Source organism: Streptomyces composti (genome assembly GCF_012034205.1).
GTDB lineage: Bacteria > Actinomycetota > Actinomycetes > Streptomycetales > Streptomycetaceae > Streptomyces > Streptomyces composti.
Genome location: NZ_JAATEM010000007.1, coordinates 102,969 through 126,784 on the forward strand (window position 1 = coordinate 102,969; position 23,816 = coordinate 126,784).

A 23,816-nucleotide genomic window follows, 5' to 3' on the forward strand; every position below is an offset into this window, starting at 1 on the left:
GCCCCCAGGCCCCGATATACGGTCGGAAGGTGACCGACCAGCAGCCGACCGATCAGCACGACACGCCGCAGCCGCCGCCCGCGCCCGAGCTCTTCACCTGGGAGTTCGCCACCGATCCGTACCCGGCCTACGCCTGGCTGCGCGAGCACGCCCCCGTGCACAGGACCCGCCTGCCCAGCGGGGTCGAGGCCTGGCTGGTCACCCGCTACGCCGACGCCAAGCAGACCCTCGCCGACAACCGGCTCTCCAAGAACCCGGCGCATCACGACGAGCCGGAGCACGCCAAGGGCAAGACGGGCATCCCGGGCGAGCGCAAGGCGGAGCTGATGACGCATCTGCTGAACATCGACCCGCCGGACCACACCCGGCTGCGCCGGCTGGTCAGCAAGGCGTTCACGCCGCGCCGGGTCGCCGAGTTCGCGCCCAGGGTGCAGGAGCTGACCGACAGCCTGATCGACCGGTTCGCCGCACGGGGGTCGGCCGACCTCATCCACGAGTTCGCCTTCCCGCTGCCCATCTACGCCATCTGCGACATGCTCGGCGTGCCCCGCGAGGACCAGGACGACTTCCGGGACTGGGCGGGCATGATGATCCGTCACCAGGGCGGCCCGCGCGGCGGAGTGGCCCGCTCGGTGAAGAAGATGCGCGGCTATCTCGCCGACCTCATCCACCGCAAGCGCGCGGCCCTGCCCGCGCAGCCGGCACCGGGTGAGGACCTCATCTCCGGTCTCATCCGGGCCTCCGACCACGGCGAGCACCTCACCGAGAACGAGGCCGCCGCGATGGCGTTCATCCTGCTGTTCGCCGGTTTCGAGACCACCGTCAACCTCATCGGCAACGGCACCTACGCCCTGCTCACCCACCCCGGTCAGCGGGCCCGGCTGCAGCGGTCCCTGGAAGCGGGGGAGCGTGAGCTGCTGATCACCGGGGTGGAGGAACTGCTGCGCTACGACGGCCCGGTGGAGATCGCCACCTGGCGGTTCGCCACCGAGCCGGTGGTCATCGGCGGACAGCGCATCGAGGCCGGGGACCCCGTGCTGGTCGTGCTCGCCGCGGCGGACCGTGACCCGGAGCGGTTCGCCGCCCCGGACGTGCTCGACCTCGCCCGGCGCGACAACCAGCACCTGGGCTACGGACACGGCATCCACTACTGCCTGGGCGCGCCGCTGGCCCGGCTCGAGGGGCAGACCGCGATCGGCACCCTGCTGACCCGGCTGCCGGATCTGCGCCTTGCGGTCGAACCGGACGAACTGCGCTGGCGCGGCGGGCTCATCATGCGCGGACTGCGCACCCTGCCCGTGGAATTCACGCCTTTGCGGAGCTGACGTCCGGAAACGGACCGCGCTGCGGGGGCCCTGAAGGCCGGCGCTGCGGGCACCTCTTCCGGCCGGCGCAAACGTGACACACATTCAACTATGTGATCTTCACGTGATCTGCGCGGCATGAACTTGTGACTGCTGATCGTCTGCCGATACGTTCACCTGTCAACGCGACGTCCAATTCCGGTTCGCCGCGCCGGCCACTGCTGTCGTCTGAAAGGTTTCCGCATGCTCTCCGGGAACGGTCGCCACCGTCGCCCCCGCCAGGCTCCGGCTCTCCTTGTCGCGGCCGGAGTGACCGGATCCGCCATCGCCATTCCGCTTCTGGGAGCGAGCGGCGCCAGCGCGGCCGACGGGGAGACCTGGGACCGGGTCGCGGAGTGCGAGTCGGGCGGCTCCTGGAGCCAGAACACGGGCAACGGCTACTACGGCGGCCTCCAGCTGACCCAGGACGACTGGGAGAACTACGGCGGTCTCGAGTACGCGCCCAGCGCCGACCAGGCCAGCCGGAACCAGCAGATCGAGGTCGCGGAGCGCATACTCGCCGACCGGGGTGTCGGCGCCTGGCGTGCCTGCGGGCTGCTCTCGGGTCTCGAGCAGGGCTCCGGGGCCGAGGAGACCGGCGCGGGCACGGGCTCGCCGTCGCCGTCCTCCACGGACGCGCCGGAAAGCTCCGGATCCTCCGAAACCTCCGATGAGTCCGGAACGTCGCGATCCGCCGATCCGTCGGCCTCCTCGTCTCCGTCCCCCTCCGTCGCGGAGGGCGGGGAGTACGGCAGCGGCTCGGGAGGCTCCTCGGACCCGGCCGATGCGAGCGAGTCACCCGAGTCCGGCACGTCCGCCGACGCCGACCCTGAGCCCTCGGCCTCCGAAACGGCCGGAAACGGTGACGAGTCGGACAAGTCCGGCCAGGGTACGGGCTCTTCCGCGCTGACCGACACCGGCGGCTCCTCCGGGACCGGCCGGCATCGTGGCCCCAGCGCCGAGGAGAAGGAGGAGGGCCTCGCCTCCGGGCCGTCCGGCCGGCATGCCGCACGCCCCTCGGACGACGCCTCCGGCGGCTCCTACACCGTCCGCCGCGGGGACAGCCTGTGGTCCATCGCCGACTCCCTCGAGGTGGACGGCGGTTGGCGTGCGCTGTACGAGCGGAACCAGCGGGTCGTCGGTGACGACCCGGACCTCATCCTGCCCGGTCAGACGCTTGAGGTCGCAGAAGGCGCGAGAGGGGAGTGAGGGGCGAAAAGCCGTGGACCGGACGGCAGTTGGCGTCATGATTCGAGCTGAATGTCCGATATAAACGCGGTGAGAGATAGGTCTCAGAAGCCCTGATCGTCTTTGAAAATCGGTCGAACCGGTGTCTACGGTCGTGACCGCTCGCCATCGCGGGCCCCGGCTGCCGCCACGCCGAATCCTGCCAGCGGCACCCGGGAACAGTCGTCGCGTCATGCGCCGTAGGCAGGAGCGGGGGACCCAAGGTAAGTGCCGTTTCCGGTGCCTGGCACCGGAGCGCGGCTTGGGGTGAAGCCGCGTCCCGAGAGGGACGTGGCCGGGCAACTCAACCGGCCCGAACCCGACAGCTCACCTCGCAGGCGTCGGTGAGGGGATCCATCCATGCTGTTTTCCGGCAAGGGCAAGCACCGTCGTCCGAACAAGGCCACCCGCGCCATCGCCATCGCCGGTGTCACCGGCGCCGCCGTCGCCGCCCCGCTGATGGCGGCCGGCTCGGCCTCCGCCGCCACCGCCTCCGAGTGGGACGCCGTCGCCCAGTGCGAGTCCGGCGGCAACTGGTCCATCAACACCGGCAACGGCTACTACGGCGGTCTGCAGTTCTCAGCCTCCACCTGGGCCGCCTACGGCGGCACCAAGTACGCCGCCACCGCCGACAAGGCCACCAAGGCGCAGCAGATCGAGATCGCCGAGAAGGTGCTCGCGGGCCAGGGCAAGGGTGCCTGGCCGGTGTGCGGCAAGAACCTGTCCAGCACCCCGTACAGCGGTGCCGCCGCCGAGGCCCCCAAGGCCGAGGCCCCCGCCGAGCGCACCGAGCAGAAGGCCTCCCGCTCCGCCGAGCGCCCGGCGCCGAAGGCCGAGAAGACCGTCACCACCCCGGCCGGCGACAAGGTCGAGAAGGGCGACGGCGAGTACAAGGTCGTCAAGGGCGACACCCTCAGCTCCATCGCCGCCGAGCACGGCGTCAAGGGCGGCTGGGAGAAGCTCTTCGAGCTGAACGACGACATCATCGAGGACGCCGACCTCATCTTCCCGGGCCAGCAGCTGCACCTGAAGTAAGCAGCGGCCCCGCTGTCCGCCCGCTCCGGTGCGTGTTCCCCCGTACGCACCGGGGCGGGCTTCTGCATGGAACCGCGGCCGTGGAGGCTTCCGGGGGGACCGTGGGATCCGTGGGATCCGAGGAACCCGTGGAACCCATGGAACCCATGGAACCCGTGGAACCCGTGGAACCTGTGGAATCCACGGAAGCGGACGGAAACCTGTTTGTTCCGCACGGAAACAATCTATGCTCGGTTCCGTCCCACGGGATGGGCGACCGGATGGCCGATCGCCCGGAGCCGGTTAGGCTCGGTCTCGCAGCGCCACCACGGCCCTGCACACTCGCGTCACATCCAAGAAGGAGATGCTCGTGCCGTCCATCGACGTCGTCGTAGCCCGGGAAATCCTGGACTCCCGAGGCAATCCCACGGTCGAGGTCGAGGTCGGCCTCGACGACGGCAGCACCGGCCGTGCCGCCGTCCCGTCCGGCGCCTCCACGGGCGCCTTCGAGGCCATCGAGCTTCGCGACGGCGACTCGAACCGCTACCTCGGCAAGGGCGTGGAGAAGGCCGTTCTCGCGGTCATCGAGCAGATCGGCCCCGAGCTGGTCGGCTACGACGCCACCGAGCAGCGCCTGATCGACCAGGCCATGTTCGACCTGGACGCCACCGACAACAAGGGCTCCCTCGGCGCCAACGCCATCCTCGGCGTCTCCCTCGCCGTCGCCCACGCCGCCTCCGAGGCCAGCGACCTGCCGCTCTTCCGCTACCTGGGCGGCCCCAACGCGCACCTGCTGCCGGTGCCGATGATGAACATCCTGAACGGCGGCTCGCACGCCGACTCCAACGTGGACATCCAGGAGTTCATGATCGCCCCGATCGGCGCGGAGTCCTTCTCCGAGGCGCTGCGCTGGGGTGCCGAGGTCTACCACACCCTGAAGAAGGTCCTGAAGAGCAAGGGGCTGTCCACCGGCCTCGGCGACGAGGGCGGCTTCGCCCCGAACCTCGGCTCCAACCGCGAGGCCCTCGACCTCATCCTCGAGGCCATCAAGGAGGCCGGCTACACCCCCGGCGAGCAGGTCGCGCTCGCCCTGGACGTGGCCGCGTCCGAGTTCTACAAGGACGGCTCCTACGTCTTCGAGGGCAAGGAGCGCTCCGCCGCCGAGATGACGGAGTACTACGCCGAGCTGGTCGAGGCCTACCCGCTGGTCTCCATCGAGGACCCGCTGTTCGAGGACGACTGGGAGGGCTGGAAGACCATCACCGCCAAGCTCGGTGACAAGGTCCAGCTCGTCGGTGACGACCTGTTCGTCACCAACCCCGAGCGCCTGGCCCGCGGCATCGAGGAGGGCGCCGCCAACGCCCTGCTGGTGAAGGTCAACCAGATCGGCTCGCTCACCGAGACCCTGGACGCGGTCGAGCTGGCCCAGCGCAACGGCTACAAGTGCATGATGTCCCACCGCTCCGGCGAGACCGAGGACGTCACCATCGCCGACCTCGCCGTCGCCACCAACTGCGGCCAGATCAAGACCGGCGCCCCGGCCCGCTCCGAGCGCGTCGCCAAGTACAACCAGCTGCTGCGCATCGAGGAGATCCTCGACGACGCCGCGGTCTACGCCGGCCGCTCCGCCTTCCCGCGCTTCAAGGGCTGACGCCACACGGGGCCTTTCGGCCCCGCGCGAGGGCAGCGTCGTACGTACGTCCCCGTACCCGGTCCCGTACCGTGTGCGGGGACGTACGCGCGTGGACGGGAGGCGCCAGGCAGATGGCCGTGAAGGACCGGGACCGTTTCTCCACCGCGACCAGGATCCGGCTGATCGGTGAGCAGACCGCGGCCCGGGTCTACCGCTCCCAGACCCGGCGCCAGGCCCGCCGCTCCCGGCTGACCGGCCGGGCCGCGCTGCTCGCCCTGGTGGTCTGCTCGCTGATCGTGGCCCTCGCCTACCCCATGCGCCAGTACGTCTCCCAGCGCGCCGAGATCGCCGACCTGCGGCAGCAGCAGAAGGAGGCGCGCGAGCGCGTCGAACGGCTGCGCGACCTCAAGGCGCGCTGGCAGGACGACGCCTTCGCCGAGCAGGAGATCCGCCGCAGGCTGCACTACGTCATGCCGGGCGAGACCGGCTACATCGTGATCGACCCGGGCGCGGCCAGGAAGTCCCGCACCGACCGCCGGACGGCCGACCGCCCCTGGTACGCGAACCTCTGGGACGGCATCGACAAGGCCGACGCCGCCGCCCAGTGAACGTATAGAAAGACAGGTATGGAGAACCCCCCGCCCACGACCCCGCGCACCGAGCCCACCGACGCGGACGTCGAGGCCTTCAAGCAGCAGCTCGGCCGGCCCCCGCGCGGACTGCGCGCCATCGCGCACCGCTGCCCCTGCGGACAGCCGGACGTCGTGGAGACCGCCCCGCGGCTGCCCGACGGCACGCCCTTCCCGACGCTGTACTACCTGACGTGCCCGCGGGCGAACTCCGCGATCGGCACCCTCGAGGCGAACGGCGTGATGAAGGAGATGACCGAGCGGCTGGCCGCCGACCCCGAGCTCGCCGCCGCCTACCGGGCCGCGCACGAGGACTACATCCGGCGGCGCGACGAGATCGAGGAGCTGAAGAACTTCCCCAGCGCCGGCGGCATGCCGGACCGGGTGAAGTGCCTGCACGTCCTGGTCGCCCACTCGCTGGCCGCGGGCCCCGGCGTCAACCCGCTCGGTGACGAGGCGCTGGCGATGCTGCCCGAGTGGTGGCGCAAGGGCCCCTGTGTGACGCCCACGACGGGGGAGGAGGCCAAGTGACCCGGGTCGCCGCCGTCGACTGCGGTACGAACTCCATCCGGCTGCTGGTGGCCGACGCGGACCCCGCCACCGGTGAACTGACCGACCTGGACCGTCGCATGACGATCGTGCGGCTCGGCCAGGGCGTCGACCGCACCGGCCGGCTCGCCCCCGAGGCCCTGGAGCGCACTTTCGCCGCCTGCCGCGAGTACGCGGAGATCATCAAGAAGCACGGGGCGTCCGAGCACCTGCGCTTCGTCGCCACCTCCGCCTCCCGCGACGCCGAGAACCGCGAGGACTTCGTGCGCGGCGTGGTGGACATCCTCGGCGTGGAGCCCGAGGTCATCTCCGGCGACCAGGAGGCCGAGTTCTCCTTCACCGGCGCCACCAAGGAGCTGGCGGGCCACGACCACCTGCCCAAGCCGTTCCTGGTGGTCGACATCGGCGGCGGCTCGACCGAGTTCGTGATCGGCGACGATCATGTGCACGCCGCCCGCTCCGTCGACGTCGGCTGCGTGCGGATGACCGAGCGGCACCTGGTGCACGAGGGGAAGGTCGCCGACCCGCCCACCGAGCGGCAGATCGCCGCCATGCGGGCCGACATCGAGGCCGCCCTCGACCTGGCGGAGCAGTCCGTCCCGCTGCGCGAGGCGCGCACCCTGGTGGGCCTGGCCGGGTCCGTCACCACCGTCTCCGCCATCGCCCAGGACCTGCCCGAGTACGACTCGGCGGCCATCCACCACTCACGCGTCTCCCGGGCCCGCGTCCGCGAGATCACCGAGCGCCTGCTCCGCTCCACCCACGCCGAGCGCGCCAGGATCCCCGCCCTGCATCCGGGCCGCGTGGACGTCATCGGTGCCGGTGCCCTCGTCCTGCTGTCGATCATGGAACGGACGGGCGCGGAGGAGGTCGTGGTGTCGGAGCACGACATCCTCGACGGGATCGCGTGGGCGGTGGCGTAGCTCTCTTTTGTTACTCGCTGGTAGCCATCGGTTGAGCAGTGCGGATAGCGTATGAGCGCCCTTGAGGGGCCCTTCGCGGGCCCCTCTGTGGCGTCTCGCCGACGAAGTTCGTGAAGTTCTTCACAAGGATTTTGGTCGTACGGGTCCCTCGAATGGGGCCCATTGGCCCTTCCGGGGGGTTCCGGGCCCGTTGAACATGGTCGGCAGGGGCCTGCGGATCGCGTGGCGAAGGGGGTGTGCCCGGAGGGCTCACACCCGGCCGTGAGGTCCAGAGAGGCAGCTCACGCGGCATTGACAACGTGCGGCGAGCGTCACGGTTCCCGTACTTGGACATGATCTAAGTCACGCGGGGCGGGGAGTGTAACACAGGTGCTCTCCGAGCTTGTGAAGGGGCGCACGAACCACCCCCCTCGGGCGGGTGGATACTCGATGGCATGAGCACCACGGAGCGTCCCAGGATCCTCGTAGTAGGCGGTGGGTACGTAGGCCTGTACGCAGCTCGGCGCATCCTGAAGAAGATGCGTTACGGCGAGGCGACCGTCACCGTCGTCGACCCGCGGTCGTACATGACCTACCAGCCCTTCCTCCCCGAAGCCGCCGCCGGCAGCATCTCCCCTCGCCACGTCGTCGTCCCGCTGCGGCGCGTGCTGCCCAAGGCGGAGGTCCTCACCGGTCGGGTCACCACCATCGACCAGGACCGCAAGGTCGCCACGATCGCCCCGCTGGTCGGCGAGGCGTACGAGCTTCCCTTCGACTACCTGGTGATCGCGCTCGGCGCGGTCTCCCGCACCTTCCCGATCCCCGGCCTCGCCGAGCAGGGCATCGGCATGAAGGGCATCGAGGAGGCCATCGGCCTGCGCAACCACGTCCTCGAGCAGCTCGACAAGGCCGACTCCACCAACGACGAGGAGATCCGCCGCAAGGCCCTCACCTTCGTCTTCGTGGGCGGCGGCTTCGCCGGTGCGGAGACCATCGGTGAGGTCGAGGACATGGCGCGGGACGCGGCCAAGTACTACCGCAACGTCTCCCGCGAGGACATGCGCTTCATCCTGGTCGACGCCGCCGACAAGATCCTCCCCGAGGTGGGTCCGAAGCTCGGCAAGTACGGCAAGGAGCACCTGGAGAGCCGTGGTGTCGAGGTCTACCTCAACACCTCCATGGAGTCCTGCGTCGACGGCCACGTGGTGCTGAAGAACGGCCTCGAGGTGGACTCCAACACCATCGTGTGGACGGCCGGCGTCAAGCCGAACCCGGCGCTCGCCCGCTTCGGGCTGCCGCTGGGTCCGCGCGGCCACGTCGACTGCGAGCCGACGCTCCAGGTCAAGGGCACCGACTACATCTGGGCCGCGGGCGACAACGCCCAGGTGCCGGACCTCGTGGGCCGCAAGGCCGGCAACGAGAACGCCTGGTGCCCGCCGAACGCCCAGCACGCCCTGCGCCAGGCCAAGGTCCTCGGCGACAACGTGGTGTCCGGCATGCGGGGCTTCCCGCAGAAGGAGTACAGCCACGCCAACAAGGGCGCCGTGGCGGGCCTCGGCCTGCACAAGGGCGTGGCGATGATCGTCTTCGGCAAGATGAAGATCAAGCTGAAGGGCCGGCTCGCCTGGTACATGCACCGCGCCTACCACGGCATGGCGATGCCGACCTGGAACCGCAAGATCCGGGTCTTCGCCGACTGGACGCTGCAGATGTTCCTCAAGCGCGAGGTCGTCTCGCTGGGCGCCATCGAGTCCCCCCGCGAGGAGTTCTACGAGGCCGCCAAGCCGGCCCCGGCCCCCGCGGCGGCCGCCCCCCGCAAGACCGAGGAGAAGGCCAAGGCCTCCTGAACCCCGGTCCACCGACCCCCGAAGGGGCCACCCGCCATCCGTGGTGCGGGCGGCCCCTTCGGCGTGTGCGGGGGCGGTGAGGTCACCGCCATACCGGCGGCAGCGCCCCGAGCTGCACGAGCACGTCCCAGTCCGCGGGGCGGGCAGCGGGGTCGGCCCATGGTGCACCGAGCCCGGCCCAGTGGCCGCGGCGGGCCCGGATGGTCCGCATCGTCTCCCGGGCCCCGGGGTGCCCGAGGTCGTCGAGACCGGACTCGCCGCCGCAGCACGGGCAGACCGTCCCGGTGGGCTCACCGTCCCGCCAGAACACCGGCCCGGACAGGCCGCAGATCCGGCACGCGGTCTCCGTGCCCAGTGACGCTGACGCCGCTCGTCCGGCCGCTCGCCGCTCCCGGTCGTCCGCGGGCGGCGGCGGGGTGCGCCACGGCTCGGGGATGTTCCTCAGCTGCCGGAGCAGGTCCCAGTCCGGTGGCCTGCTGCCCGGGCTGGTCCACCGGGCGCCGTGGCCGATCCACCAGCCCCGGACGTCGTGCAGGCCCTTCACCCCGTCCCAGGTGCCGGGCCGCGCGCCCATGTCGCCGATGCCCGACTCGCTGCCGCAGCAGTCGCAGATGGCGCCGGTCGGCCGGCCGTCCTCCCAGAAGATCTCCTCGTCCCACCCGCACCTGCGGCAGAACTGTTCCAGGACAACCGGCATGCCCGCTGTCATGGTGTGGTCCGCTCCGCAGCAGGGCGTCGATGGGGGGCACCGGCGGACGCGGCTCGCCGGTCGTGGTGGTGAGGCCGGGGCGCCGACGGACGCGGTGACGGTACGGGCCGGTCATACGCGTCGGAGTGCCCGGAGCCGGACTTGAACCGGCACGCCCGCGTAGGGGCAGCGAGGTTTAAGCTCGCCGTGTCTGCATTCCACCATCCGGGCAGGCCATGGGCTCCGCGTCGAGTGCTCCGAGCCTAGCGTCACGGCCCCTCCGCTTCGGGAGCGGGCAAACCCATGTTGTCTTATTTTATTGGCAGCTGATGAAGCATCAGCTCGTGGGCAGGCCATCAGCACTTGCCAGCAAGCCTTGCGCGCGACCGCCCGGTGCGCATGCTGAATGACGGAAATTCACCGTCTCGACGAGGGTGCCCGGCCGGTTCTGCGCGCCGGGGGAGGCGCCCCCGGCGCACGGCCCGGACCCCCGACCCGGGTAGGGGGCGGGATCAGACCCAGGTATGACCCGGCGGCCCCCCGGTCAGCCCTCAGTCGCCCCCGGGAACCGGAGCAGCGGCTGACTCGGCGCCGGAAAACGCACGGAACGATGGACGCATACCCAGCAACGTCGTACTCGCCGTCCCGACAGGAGCGTCCCACCCGTGACCACCGCACCCATCGCCGACCGGTCCACCGCCGTGGCCGCGCGCGCCACGGAGCTGTCGAAGATCTACGGCCAGGGCGAGACCCAGGTGGTCGCCCTGGACCGGGTGACCGTCGACTTCCGGCAGGCCGAGTTCACCGCGATCATGGGCCCCTCCGGCTCCGGCAAGTCCACTCTGATGCACTGCGTGGCCGGCCTGGACACCTTCTCCTCCGGCTCGGTCCGCATCGGCGACGTCGAACTCGGCTCGCTGAAGGACAAGCAGCTGACCAAGCTGCGCCGTGACAAGATCGGCTTCATCTTCCAGGCGTTCAACCTGCTGCCCACCCTCAACGCCCTGGAGAACATCACGCTCCCCATGGACATCGCGGGCCGCAAGCCCGACAAGGAGTGGCTGGACACGGTGATCGGGCTGATCGGCCTCTCCAACCGGCTCGGTCACCGGCCCTCCCAGCTCTCCGGCGGCCAGCAGCAGCGCGTCGCCGTCGCCCGCGCCCTCGCCTCCAAGCCGGACATCGTCTTCGGCGACGAGCCCACCGGCAACCTGGACTCCCGCTCCGGCGCCGAGGTGCTCGGCTTCCTGCGCAACTCGGTGCGCGAGCTGGGCCAGACGGTGGTCATGGTGACCCACGACCCGGTGGCCGCCGCCTACGCGGACCGGGTGATCTTCCTGGCGGACGGCCGGATCGTCGACGAGATGAACGGGCCGACGGCCGACTCGGTGCTGGACCGCATGAAGCGGTTCGACGCCAAGGGCCGTACCAGCTGACAGTTCCTCGGTTCCCCAGATGCTCAGCTCCCCGGCACGTCAGCCCTGAGGCGCCCATTCCTCGGCCGTCCGGCCCGTCAGCCGTTCACCCCGCCCCCCTCGTACGTCTGGACTCGAGAAGACACCCATGTTCCGTACCGCCTTGCGCAATGTGCTCGCGCACAAGGCCCGGCTCCTGATGACCGTGCTCGCCGTGATGCTCGGCGTGGCCTTCGTGTCGGGGACCCTGGTCTTCACCAACACCATCTCCAGCGCCCTGCAGAAGAGCTCCGCCAAGGGCTTCGACCACGTCGACGTCGCCGTCACGCCCAAGTGGAAGGACGCCGAGGGCGACCAGGTCGGCAAGCGCCAGGAGCTGACGAAGGCCACCGTCGACGCCAGCGCCCGGGTGCCCGGCGCCGAGAGCGCCATCGGTGTCGTCGGAGGCTTCGCCGCCCTCGCCGACAAGGACGGCAAGCTGGTCGGCGACGGCTGGCAGACGCAGGGCGGCAACTACTGGGGTGCCGAGGACCCCCGCTACCCGTTGGTCGAGGGCCGCGCGCCCACGGGGCCGAACGAGGTCCTCGTCGACTCCGGGACCGTCGAGCGGGCCGGCTACCGGGTCGGCGAGCCGGTGCGGATGTCGGTGAACGGCCCGCTCCTCGAGCCGGTCCTGGTCGGCGTCTTCACCACCGACGACGGGAATGTGGCGGCCGGCGGCAGCCTCGCGCTGTTCGACACCGCGACCGCGCAGAAGGTGTTCGGCAAGGAGGGCACCTTCGACGAGATCGACGTCAGGGCGAAGCCCGGCGTCTCCGAGGCCGCTCTCAAGGCGCAGCTGGACAAGGCGCTGCCGAAGGACGTCGTGGAGACGAGGACCGGGGGCGAACTGGCCGAGGAGCAGGCCGAGATCATCGCCTCCTCGATGAGCGGGCTGCAGCAGAGCCTGCTGGTGTTCGCCGGCATCGCGCTGTTCGTCGGCACGTTCATCATCGCCAACACCTTCACCATGCTGGTCGCCCAGCGCACCAAGGAGCTGGCGCTGCTGCGCGCCGTCGGCGCCTCCCGGCGGCAGGTCACCCGGTCGGTGCTGATCGAGGCGTTCGTGGTCGGCACGGTCGCCGCCGTCGCCGGCCTGCTCGGCGGCATCGGCATCGGCATGGGGCTGCGCTCCCTGATGGGCATGCTGGAGGCCACCGTGCCCGACGGCCCGCTGGTGATCACCCCCGGCACGGTCGGCACCGCCTTCGCCGTCGGCATCCTCGTCACCGTGCTCGCCGCCTGGCTGCCCGGCCGCCGGGCGGCGAAGATCCCTCCGGTGGCGGCGATGAGCGCGGTGCACGCCAAGGCCACCACCAAGTCACTGGTGCTGCGCAACACCGTCGGCGCGCTGTTCTCCGCCGCCGGCGTCGCGGTGGTCCTGTGGGCCACCTCGCTGGACGGCCCGGACGGCCAGGCCCCCATGGGCCTCGGCGCCGTGCTGCTCATCATCGGCGTGTTCATCCTGACCCCGCTGCTGTCCCGCCCGCTGATCGCGGCCGCGGCCCCCGTGCTGCGCCTCTTCGGGGTCTCCGGCAAGCTCGCCCGGCTGAACTCGGTGCGCAACCCGCGCCGCACCGCCGCCACCGCCTCCGCGCTGATGATCGGGCTCACCCTGATCACCGGCATGACCGTGATGGCGGGCAGCCTGCAGAAGTCCATCGACAAGATGGCCTCCGAGGCCATCGAGGCGGACTACGTGGTCTCCATGGCGACCGGCAACGCCCTCTCCCCGGACGTCGAGCAGAAGCTGAAGAAGCTCGACGGCGTCACCGCCACCAGCGCCATGCGCAACGCGCCGTCCCGGATCGACGACCGCACCGAGTACCTCACCGGCGTCGACGGCACCGCCTTCGGGAAGCTGACCGACTTCGAGATGCAGGACGGCTCGTTCGCGATCGAGGGCACGCGGGTCGTGGTGGACGACGGGACCGCGAAGTCGCACGACTGGAAGGCCGGCAGCACCTTCGACGTCGCCTACGAGGACGGCAGGAAGCAGCGGCTGACCGTCGCCGGGGTCTACCGGGGCAACGACATGTTCACCGGCATCATGATCGACAACCGGACCCTCGCCCCGCACCAGGCCGACCCGGCCGACATGCTGGTCATGGTGAAGACCGCGGACGGCGTCTCCGACGCGGTCAAGGACCGGCTGGAGAAGGCGCTCGGCTCCAACCCGGCGATCGCGGTGCAGGACAAGAAGGACATCTCCAACGAGGTCGCCAAGGTGTTCACCCTGGTGCTGAACATGGTCTACGGGCTGCTGGCGATGGCGGTGATCGTCGCGGTGATCGGCGTCATCAACACCCTGGCCATGTCGGTGTTCGAACGCTCGCAGGAGATCGGCATGCTCCGCGCGGTCGGCCTGGACCGCAGGGGCGTCAAGCGGATGGTCCGCCTGGAGTCGCTGGTGATCTCCCTGTTCGGCGGGGTGCTCGGCATCGGTCTCGGCGTGTTCTTCGGCTGGGCGGCCGGTGAGCTGCTCGGCACCCGGATGCCGACCTACGAGCTGGTCCTGCCCTGGGGCCGCCTGGCGGTCTTCCTGCTGCTGGCCGCGACGGTGGGCGTGCTCGCCGCGCTCTGGCCGGCCCGGCGGGCGGCCCGGCTGAACATGCTCCAGGCGATCAAGGCGGAGTGACCCGCTCGCGGGGAGGAATCGAGCGCGACGAGACGAGGGGCACCGTCCCGGAGCCGGGACGGTGCCCCTCGTCATGGGCCAGGGTGCTGGTTGGGACGGCAGACCCCGGCGGCTGCCGGTCAGTGCCAGGTGCGGGTGCGCAGCGGCAGCCCCGAGTCGCCGGACTCCGGGGTCTTCACGGCGAGGATCTGGTTGACGCCGATGCGGTTGCGCTCGAAGGCCAGCGCGGAGGCCGCCATGTACAGCCGCCAGACCCGGGCCCTGCCGTAGCTGCTGAGGACGACCGCACGGTCCCAGTCGGCCTCCAGACGCGCCACCCACTCGCGCAGGGTCAGGGCGTAGTGCTCCCGGAGCGACTCCAGGTCGCGCACCTCGAAACCGGCCCGCTCCAGGTCGGTGACGGTGGTGCCGACGGGGGAGAGCTCGCCGTCGGGGAAGACGTAGGCGTCGATGAACGCGTCCACCTGGTACGACTTCTCGTCGCGCTGCGGGCGGCGGGCGATCTGGTGGTTCAGCAGCCGCCCGCCCGGCACGAGCAGCCGGTGCAGAACGCTCGCGTACTGCAGATAGCGCTCGGAGCCGACGTGCTCGGCCATCCCGATCGACGAGATCGCGTCGTAGGGGCCGTCCCGGACGTCCCGGTAGTCCTGGACGCGGATCTCCACCCGGTCGGTGAGGCCCTCGTCGGCGACCCGCTTGCGGGCGTAGGCGGCCTGCTCCTGGGAGAGGGTGATGCCGACCACGTTCACCCCGTACTCGCGGGCGGCGTGGATCGCCATCGAGCCCCAGCCGCAGCCGACGTCCAGCAGCCGCACACCCGGCCTCAGCGCCAGCTTGCGGCAGACCAGGTCGAGCTTGTCCCGCTGCGCCTCCTCGAGGGTGCCCTCCGGGGGCGGGGTCTGCCAGTAGGCGCAGGAGTACACCATGGACGGGCCGAGGACCAGCTCGTAGAAGTCGTTGCCCACGTCGTAGTGGTGGCTGATGGCCCGCCGGTCGCTGCGCCGGGTGTGCAGGCCGCGGCGCGGGCGGCGGGCCTCCTCCTCGGGGGCGGGCGGCGGCAGCGGGGGCCCGGCGAGGGCGAACAGGCCGCGCACGGCGGAGCGGAACCGGGGGTCGCGCAGCGCGCTGCCGAGGGAGCGGGCGTCCTCGTCACGCTCCCAGATCAGGCCGGACAGGTGGTCGAGTGCGGTGTAGAGGTCGCCGTCGATGTCCAGGTCGCCGGCCACCCAGGCGCGGGCGAGGCCGAGCTCGCCCGGCTTGAACAGCAGACGGCGCAGGGCGCGGCGGTTGCGGACGACCAGGGCCGGTGCGTCCGGAGGGCCGGCCTGGGAGCCGTCCCAGGCGCGGATGCGGAGGGGGAACGGGGTGCCCAGCAACTGTTCGACGAGGCCCTTCAGCCGCGAGGCGGCGTCTGCCATGGTGTACACCTCCGTGACGGGGGATCCCGGAACGTCATCACCACGTAAACACCGGTCGCGGGGCCTGGCAGTCCCCGGCGCGCGTCATGGCTGGGCAAAACCACCGGCCCTCACCCTCGTGGGGGTGAGGGACACCCCGCCGGGCGGCCCTGCCGGTGAGGGGAATCACCCGGACGCGTAGCGTGTTGCGCAGCACGACGAGGGAAAGATCCTCCCCAAGCATTAGGGTCAATCCTTTGCCTACCTATTACTCTTGAGCCAAGGCCACGCTGTGATGGCCATGGAGGAGTGAAATGAGGAGCAGAAACCCGGTCTTCTCGCGACGGGGGTTCAGCCGCGACAACGGCTACGCGGGCTTCAACACCGCGCCGCAGGCCGGGGGTCCCGCTGTCGCCACGCAGGGCAACCCGTACGCCCAGCCGACGGGCAACCCCTACGCGCAGAACCCGTACGCGCAGAACCCGTACGCCCAGCAGGGTCAGCAGTTCGGCGCGCCGCCGCAGGCCCCGGCCACCACCGGCCGGATGACCATCGACGACGTGATCATGCGCACGGCGAGCACGCTGGGTGTGCTCGTACTCGCCGCCGCGCTGTCCTGGGCGCTGCTGCCCGTGGACGACGCCAACATCGGCCGGTCCTACGGCATCGGCATCGGTGCCGCCCTGATCGGCATGGTCCTGGCGTTCGTGCAGTCCTTCAAGCGCAAGGCCTCGCCCGCGCTGATCCTGACCTACGCCGCGTTCGAGGGCGTGTTCCTCGGCGTCGTCTCCAACATCGTCGACAACCGCATCGCCGACGGTGCGGCCATGCAGGCGGTGCTCGGCACCATGGCGGTCTTCGCCGGTGTGCTGGTGGCCTACAAGGCGGGCTGGATCCGCGTCAACCGCCGCTTCTACGGCTTCGTGATGGCGGCCGCGCTCGGCTTCATCCTGCTGATGGCGGTGAACATGCTGTTCGCGGTGTTCGGCGGCGGTGACGGCCTCGGCTTCCGCAGCGGTGCTCTCGGCGTCGTCTTCGGCGTCATCGGCATCATCCTCGGCGCCTGCTTCCTCGCCCTGGACTTCAAGCAGGTCGAGGACGGCATCGCCTACGGTGCCCCGCGCGAGGAGGCCTGGCTGGCCGCGTTCGGTCTGACCCTGACGCTGGTGTGGATCTACCTCGAGTTCCTCAGGCTCATCTCGATCCTCAACAGCAGCGACTGATCACCGAGCACGTCGCGCTCGCAGACGAAGGGCCCCGGGTCACCCGGGGCCCTTCGTCGTCGCCGGTCACGGCCGGCGCCGCGGACAGCCGCTGCGGTGGACTGCTGACGGAAAGCGGACGGCGGCGCACCCTCACGCCCGGAGCAGTCAGAGCAGCTTGCGCGCGGCCCTCCTCAGGTCGTACTCGTGGACGATCGCCTTGGCGTGACCGTACGCGAGGTTGTGCTCGTGACGGAGCCAGCTGACCTTTTCCTCGAAGCGCAGAAGAGCCGGGCCTTCTTCGACGGTGCGCAGCCAGTCGGAGATCTCACGACCGGTGCAATGGGGGATGCGGGCGAGCAGATTGCGATGGGTCTCCTCGGAGAAGACTTGGGACATCGGCGCCTCCGGACGCATGGGATGTAAGCCGGTCCTTCAGGTCACCGTGCCTGAGCGTTCGCCCGTTGGCAACAGTGCTGCCGCGCCGCGTACGCTCGCGGCGTGGTTGATACGACGCCCCTCACCAGTGCCGTGGACCGTTTCGCCGACCGGCTGCGGGCCGCGCCGCAGAGCCGGCTGCAGCGCGGTGCGGCCGCCGAGGCCCTCGCCCTGGCCAGGGAGTTGGCGCGGCGGGCCCAGCTCGCCGAACAGCCCGGCACCGAGCCGCGCGAGATGCCCGACGCCGGGATGTTCGCCGCCGCCGATCAGATCACCGTGGCCGGACATGACCTGGCCCTCGTACTCAGGAGCGAGGACGAGGTCGCAGAGACGGTACGGCTGGTGGAGGAGGCGCAGCATCGCGCCGGGGTCTGAGATCCCCTCAGACCGCTGCTACAGGGACGCGATGACGCGGTCGGCCAGGATGTAGACGTTCTCCTCGCCGCAGGCGAAGGTCAGCGTGTACGCGCCGGAGATCCCGGAGCCGCCGAGGAGGTACGGGCCGTCGCCCTCGCGGACCGCGGTCGCCAGGCGCTGCGCCGTCTCCCGGTGGCCCGGCGTCATGCACAGGGTCGTCCCGTTCGCAAAGACGTACACGTCCAGCGTGCCCAGCGGGCCCGGGCGTACGTCGGTCAGCTCCACCTGCTCGGCCGCCAGCTCCTCCAGCATGGTCACTGTGCGTTCGTGGTCGCTCACCACCGGCGCCGGGTTCGGCACGAAGTCGGGGTGGGAGGGGTGGCGGCGGCGGGCCGCGGCCAGTTCGGGGGAGTCGCCGGAGTGCTCCTCGGTCTCGGAGCCCGGCTCGGTCACCGGCTCCAGCCCCGCGAAATCGGCCTGCCGGGGCAGGAACAGCTCGCTGTCGGCCAGGCCGAGCAGGGAGGGGGCGTCGGAGGCGTCACGGGCCTCCTGGGCGGCCCAGAACGCCCGTGCCTCGGCCAGCTCGCGCTCCCGTTCCTCGGCGAGCGCCTCGGCGACCGCGGCGCGTATCTGGTCGGCGTCGGCCGTGCGGGCGGACGGAAGGAGGGCGCGCGTGGTCGCGGCGCGGTTCTCGGCCAGCTCGGTGTGCAGGGCGGCGACCTGCCGGCGCAGCTTGACGATGCTGCACAGGACGGCGACGCCCACGGCGCCGGTGGCGGCCGTGGTGATCAGCAGGGCGATCGGCATGGCGCTCACTGACGTACTCCCGGTTCAAAGTCGACCCCCGACTTCCTACATCAGCTTGAAGGGCGGACTAACCATCTGTCAGTGCGTAACGTCACGAAACGGACAGGGGTCTGGTTCCGGGGCCGATCGAGGAGTGGCGCTGACCTGCGTTGATCCCCATCAAAAGAGGGATAGGTCACATCCTGGGGGCAGTTGGATCACAGATCGGCCCGGGGCCCCTCGACTGCGGGGTCCCGGGCGAGGATCTGACGGACTGTGTCCTGGCGACTACTCCGCGCTGCTCAGCTCAGGCGCTCGATGACCATCGCCATGCCCTGGCCGCCGCCCACGCACATGGTCTCCAGACCGAACTGCTTGTCGTGGAACTGCAGCGAGTTGATCAGGGTGGTGGTGATACGGGCGCCGGTCATGCCGAAGGGGTGGCCGACGGCGATGGCACCGCCGTTGACGTTCAGCTTCTCCAGCGGGATGCCCAGGTCCTTGTAGGAGGGGATGACCTGGGCGGCGAACGCCTCGTTGATCTCGAAGAGGTCGATGTCGTCGATGGTGAGGCCGGCCAGCTTCAGGGCGCGCCGGGTGGCCTCGACCGGACCGAGGCCCATGATCTCCGGGGACAGGCCCGAGACGCCGGTGGAGACGATGCGCGCGAGCGGGGTGAGGCCCAGCTCGCGGGCCTTGGTGTCGCTCATGATGACCAGCGCGGCGGCGCCGTCGTTGAGCGGGCAGCAGTTGCCGGCGGTGACCAGGCCGTCGGGGCGGAAGACCGGCTTGAGCTGGGAGACCGCCTCCAGGGTGGTGCCGGGGCGGGGGCCGTCGTCCTTGGAGATCACGGTGCCGTCGGGCAGCGTGACCGGAGTGATCTCGCGCTCCCAGAAGCCGTTCTTGATGGCCTCCTCGGCGAGGTTCTGCGAACGGACGCCGAACTCGTCCATCTCCTCGCGGGTGACGCCCTTCCAGCGGGCGAGGTTCTCGGCGGTCTGGCCCATCGCGATGTACGGGTCGGGCAGCAGGCCGTCCTCGCGCGGGTCGTGCCAGGTGGTGCCCTCCTGCTCGGCGCGGGCGGCGGTGCGGGCCTCAGCCTCGGCGAACAGCGGGTTGTGGGTGTCCGGGAGGCTGTCGGAGTTGCCCTTGGTGTAGCGGGAGACCGTCTCCACGCCGGCCGAGATGAACACGTCGCCCTCGCCGGCCTTGATGGCGTGCAGCGCCATGCGGGAGGTCTGCAGCGAGGAGGAGCAGTAGCGGGTGATGGTGCAGCCGGGGAGGTGGTCCATCCCCATCTGCACGGCCACGATCCGGCCGAGGTTGTTGCCCTGCTCACCGCCGGGCAGGCCGCAGCCGAGCATCAGGTCGTCGATGTCCTTCGGGTCCAGCTCGGGCACCTTGGCCAGGGCGGCCTGGATGATCGTGGCGGTCAGGTCGTCCGGCCGCAGATCCTTCAGCGACCCCTTGAAGGCACGGCCGATGGGCGAACGAGCGGCAGAGACGATCACGGCTTCGGGCATCACGGCTCCAGGGCATACCGGTGGGTTGGTGCAGGGCTGCTTCGGAAATTACCGGCCCGTAGGACGCAGGTCACGGCCATCGGCATGTGACATGGACCGCAGATGTCTAAGCGCTTGCTTTTCTCTGCGGGGCTTCCACGGGCTCGCGTACAGCGCTTGCCGGGCACCGCAGCCGCCGTTGCCGCCTGCGAAGCCCGCCGACGCCCGACTTCGCTCCCACAGCCCCCGGTTGTGGCCGGCGCCGCTGGCCGGCGCCCGCCGGAGGCGAGGACGCCTGGCGCCCCGCACGGCGTTCGCGCCCAGCGCCGGCAGCCCGCCGCCGGCGGGCTCCGCCCGCCGGGCGTGGGGCGGGTTCGCCGCCCGGACGCCGTCGCTGTCCACGGGGGGTGGCACGGGACGCCTGCCGGATGAGGGGGGACGGCTCGCTCGTCGGCATGAGGGCAGGCCGATGGATGCGGGGCAGGGCTGGGCTGCCCGAACGCCCGGCCCGCCGCGCAGTGCGGTGGTTGCGGGGTGCGGAAGCCGCCTGCCGGGGTGGACGGCCCGCGGGGTGCGGAGGCCGTGGTCCGGCGGCCGGGGGCCGAGGCGCCCGCAGGGCGAGATGGTGCCTGCTGGCGTCTCCCCGCGCGTTCACTCGGCGACCGGGGTGCGTTGCGGTTCCGGCATGCGGCGGCGACGGCGGCGTTTGAGGAGAGCCCAGGGGCCTCGGGGGCCGGTGGGGGCGGCGGCGGTGACCTCGGTGCCGGCCTCGGAGGCGGCCTCGGCGGCTGCGCGGGCCACGGGGAGGAAGCCCTCGCGGCGGGAGGCGTCGGGGCGTTCCTCCTCGGCGGGCCAGAGGCCGAGGGCGGCACAGACGGTCGGGAGCACGGCCATGGCGGCCGTGGCGTAGCCCTCGGCCGAGGGGTGGTAGTTGTCGGGGCCGAACAGCTCGCGCGGGTTCGCCTCGAACTCGGGGCCCAGCAGGTCGCCCAGGGACACCGTGCGCGCGCCCTGCTCGACCGCGCCGATGGTCTGGGCGGCCGCCAGCTGCCGGGAGGCCCGCCGGGCCAGCCACCGCAACGGCTGCCACACCGGCTCGATGGTGCCGAGGTCGGGGCATGTCCCCACGACCACCTCCGCGCCGGCCGTCCGCAGCCGACGCACCGCCTGGGACAGGCACCGCACCGAACGCGTCGCCGGGATCCGGTGGGTCACGTCGTTCGCGCCGATCATGATCACACACACGTCCGGCACCCGCGACGGATCGGCCAGCGCCCGCGTCACCTGCCGGTCCAGGTCGTCCGAGCGCGCCCCCGGCACCGCGACCGTGCTGAGCCCGACCGGCCGCTCGGCGATCGCCGCGATGCCCGAGGCCAGCAGCGCCCCCGGCGTCTGCCCGGCCCGCCGCACGCCCTGCCCCGCCGCCGTGGAGTCCCCCAGCATGGTCAGTCGCAGCGCGGGTACCCCCGGCACCGTGTAGGCGGCCCCGTACAGCCCGTCCGCGTTCGGCACGAAGGGAGTCGCGCCGTTGCTCACCCGGCGCCGCGCCAGCTGCGCCTCGGCGACCAGCAGGCCGACCGCGGCCGCACCGGCCAGGCCCACGCCGCCCCCGCCGTACGCCGCGCCGGCCGCGATCCGCCGGGCCACCCTCGCCCTCGACATCCGCGTCATGCCTCCCCGCCACCTCCTCGAACCCTCACACCCAGTGCTTGCCCCGTACCGACCGTCGCCCAATCGCGACAGCGGGTGAACGACCCGGCCGGGTACCGCAGCCGGGAGGGCCTAGGCTGGCTGAACCACTACGACCACACCTTTTGCAGCATCCGGAGACAACGGTGCAATTCCACGACTCGATGATCAGCCTCGTCGGCAACACCCCGCTGGTGCGGCTCAACAGCGTGACCAAGGGCATCAGGGCGACCGTCCTGGCCAAGGTGGAGTACTTCAACCCCGGCGGTTCCGTGAAGGACCGCATCGCCCTGCGGATGATCGAGGCCGCCGAGAAGAGCGGCGAGCTCAAGCCGGGCGGCACCATCGTCGAGCCGACCAGCGGCAACACCGGCGTGGGGCTCGCCATCGTGGCCCAGCAGAAGGGCTACAAGTGCATCTTCGTCTGCCCGGACAAGGTCTCCACGGACAAGATCAACGTGCTGCGCGCCTACGGCGCCGAGGTCGTGGTCTGCCCCACCGCCGTCGCCCCGGAGCACCCCGACTCGTACTACAACGTCTCCGACCGCCTGGTCCGTGAGACGCCGGGCGCCTGGAAGCCGGATCAGTACTCCAACCCCAACAACCCGCTGTCGCACTACCACTCCACCGGCCCGGAGCTGTGGGAGCAGACCGAGGGGAGGATCACCCACTTCGTGGCCGGCGTCGGCACCGGCGGCACCATCTCCGGCACCGGCCGCTACCTCAAGGAGGTCAGCGAAGGCCGCGTCAAGGTGATCGGCGCCGACCCGGAGGGCTCGGTGTACTCCGGCGGCTCCGGGCGTCCGTACCTGGTCGAGGGCGTCGGTGAGGACTTCTGGCCCACCGCCTACGACCGGAACGTCGCCGACGAGATCGTCGCCGTCTCCGACAAGGACTCCTTCCAGATGACCCGCCGCCTGGCCAAGGAGGAGGGCCTGCTGGTCGGCGGCTCCTGCGGCATGGCGGTGGTGGCCGCGCTGAAGGTGGCCTCCCGCCTGGACGAGGACGACGTCGTGGTGGTGCTGCTGCCGGACAGCGGACGCGGCTACCTCAGCAAGATCTTCAACGACGAGTGGATGGCCGACTACGGCTTCCTCGAGGACAGCGGCCCGAGCGCCCGCGTCGCCGACGTGCTGCAGGACAAGGAGGGCTCCATGCCGTCCCTGGTCCACATGCACCCCGACGAGACGGTCGGCCAGGCCATCGAGGTGCTGCGCGAGTACGGCGTCTCGCAGATGCCGGTCGTCAAGCCGGGCGCCGGCCACCCGGACGTGATGGCCGCGGAGGTCGTCGGCTCGGTGGTGGAACGGGAGCTGCTGGACGCGCTGTTCAGCAAGAGCGCCTCGCTCGACGACCCGCTGGAGAAGCACATGTCGCCCCCGCTGCCCCAGGTCGGCTCGGGTGAGCCGGTCGCGGACCTGATGGCGGTGCTCGGCAAGGCGGACGCGGCGATCGTCCTGGTCGAGGGCAAGCCGACCGGTGTGGTCAGCCGCCAGGACCTGCTGGCGTTCCTCGCCAAGACCGGCAAGTGAGCGGACCGGTACGCGAGCGGGCGACCGCCCGTGGCGGCAGGGAGCGGGCGTCGCACAGGTGAACGACCGCCGGGCGCGGGGCCGTTGAGCCGCACGAGGTCCGCGTGGACTTCGCGCAAGTGGTACGAGGGCGTCACGTCCGCGCAGCACTCGGTTAACACGCGTCCGGCAGATTGAGATGCGTCGGCGGGACGGGGACGCCTCCCAGGCCCTTCGGGCACGAGGGGAGCCTCTCCGCTCCGGCCGACGGTGAGAAACGGCGTCACGGACCTCCGGAGCGGCTCCCGGACCTCCACCGACGCCATGGACGCGCCACCGGCTCAGTCCCGGTCCCGCGTCCCTCGCGGGGACCGCCGTCGTCCCGCCCCCCGGGTCCACCGGGGGTGTGGCGGTCCCCGCGCACACCTCTGCCGCCGGGAAGCGGCGGGGAAGCGGCGGGGTCAGTCCTCGCGGCCGGCGCCCCGGTCCCGGTGGCCGTGCCCGCGATTGCTGAACAGTCCCGGGTTGGTGCGGGCGAGCTGGGCGACGTTCACGCCCACGATGCCCAGCCAGGCTGCCAGCAGGCCGGGCAGACCGGCCTGGGTTCCGCCGATCGCGGACAGCGGCACCGCGAGGACCAGGGAGACGATCGCGAAGCCGAACCGGTCTCCCCAGCTGTCCATGGCCCTCGGCGCCCGCGACTCCCGGGCCACCGTCATCTGCCGCTCGGCCAGTTGCCGGCGCACCCGGCGCTCCACCGCGCCGTCGATGCGCTGGTCCACCTTCTCCAGGAACGAGTCGATCAGCGCCGTCTCGAACTCCTCACCCAGCTCCCTGCGCGCCCGCAGGGTGGCGTCGAGCTCCTTCTTCAGCTCGGCGTCCCGCGCGTCCATTCCGCTCATACGGCTCACGGTAGGCAGGGCACGGCCCGCGCGCACTGGGGCTAACCCCCGTTCCCGGCTCGGGACGGCCGGGGGTGCGGAGAGCGGCTCGACCACCTCGTTTGCGCA

At 71.2% G+C, this 23,816-nt stretch carries 20 protein-coding genes, 1 tRNA gene and 1 riboswitch; of the genes, 13 read left to right on the top strand and 8 right to left on the bottom strand.

The features are described 5' to 3' along the window. Positions 1-29 precede the first annotated feature (29 nt). The 8 genes from HCJ93_RS07675 (at position 30) to HCJ93_RS07710 (ending at position 9,144) form a co-directional block, all read left to right on the top strand. On the top strand, positions 30-1,325 hold the full coding sequence (locus HCJ93_RS07675; protein ID WP_167992325.1) for a cytochrome P450 family protein: 1,296 nt from the start codon (positions 30-32) through the stop codon (positions 1,323-1,325). Positions 1,326-1,547: 222 nt separating this feature from the next. Beyond that, positions 1,548-2,552 carry a transglycosylase family protein gene (locus tag HCJ93_RS07680; protein WP_167992326.1) on the top strand — a complete coding sequence of 335 codons (1,005 nt, stop codon included), beginning with the start codon at positions 1,548-1,550 and terminating at the stop codon, positions 2,550-2,552. Between the two features lie 204 nt (positions 2,553-2,756). Then, positions 2,757-2,926, top strand: a riboswitch (cyclic di-AMP (ydaO/yuaA leader). Between the two features lie 4 nt (positions 2,927-2,930). Further along, positions 2,931-3,605: a LysM peptidoglycan-binding domain-containing protein gene (locus tag HCJ93_RS07685; protein WP_167992328.1), complete on the top strand. Its 675-nt coding sequence runs from the start codon at positions 2,931-2,933 to the stop codon at positions 3,603-3,605. Between the two features lie 349 nt (positions 3,606-3,954). Next, complete coding sequence (eno, locus tag HCJ93_RS07690; RefSeq protein ID WP_309141336.1) at positions 3,955-5,235, top strand: phosphopyruvate hydratase; 1,281 nt, start codon at positions 3,955-3,957, stop codon at positions 5,233-5,235. A 113-nt stretch (positions 5,236-5,348) separates the two neighbouring features. Beyond that, on the top strand, positions 5,349-5,825 hold the full coding sequence (locus HCJ93_RS07695; protein WP_167992331.1) for an FtsB family cell division protein: 477 nt from the start codon (positions 5,349-5,351) through the stop codon (positions 5,823-5,825). 18 nt (positions 5,826-5,843) lie between these two features. Further along, positions 5,844-6,377, top strand: coding sequence for a DUF501 domain-containing protein (locus tag HCJ93_RS07700; RefSeq protein WP_167992333.1), 534 nt, complete (start codon positions 5,844-5,846; stop codon positions 6,375-6,377). Continuing rightward, complete coding sequence (locus HCJ93_RS07705) at positions 6,374-7,318, top strand: Ppx/GppA phosphatase family protein (protein WP_167992335.1); 945 nt, start codon at positions 6,374-6,376, stop codon at positions 7,316-7,318. The genes HCJ93_RS07700 and HCJ93_RS07705 overlap by 4 nt, the downstream gene beginning before the upstream one ends. Before the next feature lie 434 nt (positions 7,319-7,752). Beyond that, a complete protein-coding gene (locus HCJ93_RS07710; protein ID WP_167992336.1) occupies positions 7,753-9,144 on the top strand; it encodes an NAD(P)/FAD-dependent oxidoreductase in 1,392 nt (463 codons plus the stop codon). Positions 9,145-9,226: 82 nt separating this feature from the next. Here HCJ93_RS07710 and HCJ93_RS30005 read toward each other — a convergent pair whose 3' ends face one another. Together HCJ93_RS30005 and HCJ93_RS07725 are read right to left on the bottom strand one after the other, a co-directional pair. Further along, on the bottom strand, positions 9,227-9,841 hold the full coding sequence (locus HCJ93_RS30005) for a hypothetical protein (protein ID WP_309141337.1): 615 nt from the start codon (positions 9,839-9,841) through the stop codon (positions 9,227-9,229). Between the two features lie 138 nt (positions 9,842-9,979). Next, a tRNA-Leu gene (locus HCJ93_RS07725) sits at positions 9,980-10,063 on the bottom strand. Between the two features lie 434 nt (positions 10,064-10,497). Here HCJ93_RS07725 and HCJ93_RS07730 point away from each other — a divergent pair. Together HCJ93_RS07730 and HCJ93_RS07735 are read left to right on the top strand one after the other, a co-directional pair. After that, positions 10,498-11,268: an ABC transporter ATP-binding protein gene (locus tag HCJ93_RS07730; protein ID WP_167992338.1), complete on the top strand. Its 771-nt coding sequence runs from the start codon at positions 10,498-10,500 to the stop codon at positions 11,266-11,268. 127 nt (positions 11,269-11,395) lie between these two features. Beyond that, positions 11,396-13,924: an ABC transporter permease gene (locus HCJ93_RS07735; protein ID WP_167992340.1), complete on the top strand. Its 2,529-nt coding sequence runs from the start codon at positions 11,396-11,398 to the stop codon at positions 13,922-13,924. A gap of 119 nt (positions 13,925-14,043) precedes the next feature. Here the strand turns inward: HCJ93_RS07735 and HCJ93_RS07740 are convergent, their stop codons facing one another. Next, positions 14,044-15,342 (bottom strand): SAM-dependent methyltransferase, encoded by a 1,299-nt coding sequence (locus tag HCJ93_RS07740; protein ID WP_167992341.1) that lies wholly within the window; start codon positions 15,340-15,342, stop codon positions 14,044-14,046. Positions 15,343-15,635: 293 nt separating this feature from the next. On the opposite strand from HCJ93_RS07740, the gene HCJ93_RS07745 reads away from it, so the two are divergent. Beyond that, positions 15,636-16,544, top strand: a complete 909-nt coding sequence (locus tag HCJ93_RS07745) for a Bax inhibitor-1/YccA family protein (RefSeq protein WP_167992343.1) — start codon at positions 15,636-15,638, stop codon at positions 16,542-16,544. Positions 16,545-16,691: 147 nt separating this feature from the next. Here HCJ93_RS07745 and HCJ93_RS07750 read toward each other — a convergent pair whose 3' ends face one another. Continuing rightward, positions 16,692-16,922 carry a DUF4287 domain-containing protein gene (locus HCJ93_RS07750; RefSeq protein WP_167992345.1) on the bottom strand — a complete coding sequence of 77 codons (231 nt, stop codon included), beginning with the start codon at positions 16,920-16,922 and terminating at the stop codon, positions 16,692-16,694. Positions 16,923-17,024: 102 nt separating this feature from the next. Between HCJ93_RS07750 and HCJ93_RS07755 the strand changes: the two genes are divergently transcribed. Continuing rightward, positions 17,025-17,336, top strand: coding sequence for a hypothetical protein (locus HCJ93_RS07755; protein WP_309141338.1), 312 nt, complete (start codon positions 17,025-17,027; stop codon positions 17,334-17,336). Positions 17,337-17,354: 18 nt separating this feature from the next. Here HCJ93_RS07755 and HCJ93_RS07760 read toward each other — a convergent pair whose 3' ends face one another. From HCJ93_RS07760 to HCJ93_RS07770, 3 genes are all read right to left on the bottom strand, one after another. After that, positions 17,355-18,134, bottom strand: coding sequence for a hypothetical protein (locus HCJ93_RS07760; protein WP_167992347.1), 780 nt, complete (start codon positions 18,132-18,134; stop codon positions 17,355-17,357). Positions 18,135-18,406: 272 nt separating this feature from the next. Next, entirely contained in the window at positions 18,407-19,627 is a 1,221-nt protein-coding gene (locus HCJ93_RS07765; protein ID WP_167992348.1) for an acetyl-CoA C-acetyltransferase, read from the bottom strand. 630 nt (positions 19,628-20,257) lie between these two features. Then, the gene (locus HCJ93_RS07770) at positions 20,258-21,277 is read right to left on the bottom strand and encodes an SGNH/GDSL hydrolase family protein (RefSeq protein WP_167992350.1); all 1,020 of its coding nucleotides are present in this window, start codon (positions 21,275-21,277) and stop codon (positions 20,258-20,260) included. 164 nt (positions 21,278-21,441) lie between these two features. On the opposite strand from HCJ93_RS07770, the gene HCJ93_RS07775 reads away from it, so the two are divergent. Next, the gene (locus tag HCJ93_RS07775) at positions 21,442-22,827 is read left to right on the top strand and encodes a cystathionine beta-synthase (RefSeq protein WP_167992352.1); all 1,386 of its coding nucleotides are present in this window, start codon (positions 21,442-21,444) and stop codon (positions 22,825-22,827) included. A 440-nt stretch (positions 22,828-23,267) separates the two neighbouring features. Here HCJ93_RS07775 and HCJ93_RS07780 read toward each other — a convergent pair whose 3' ends face one another. Beyond that, the gene (locus HCJ93_RS07780) at positions 23,268-23,708 is read right to left on the bottom strand and encodes a hypothetical protein (RefSeq protein WP_167992353.1); all 441 of its coding nucleotides are present in this window, start codon (positions 23,706-23,708) and stop codon (positions 23,268-23,270) included. Positions 23,709-23,816 lie beyond the last annotated feature (108 nt).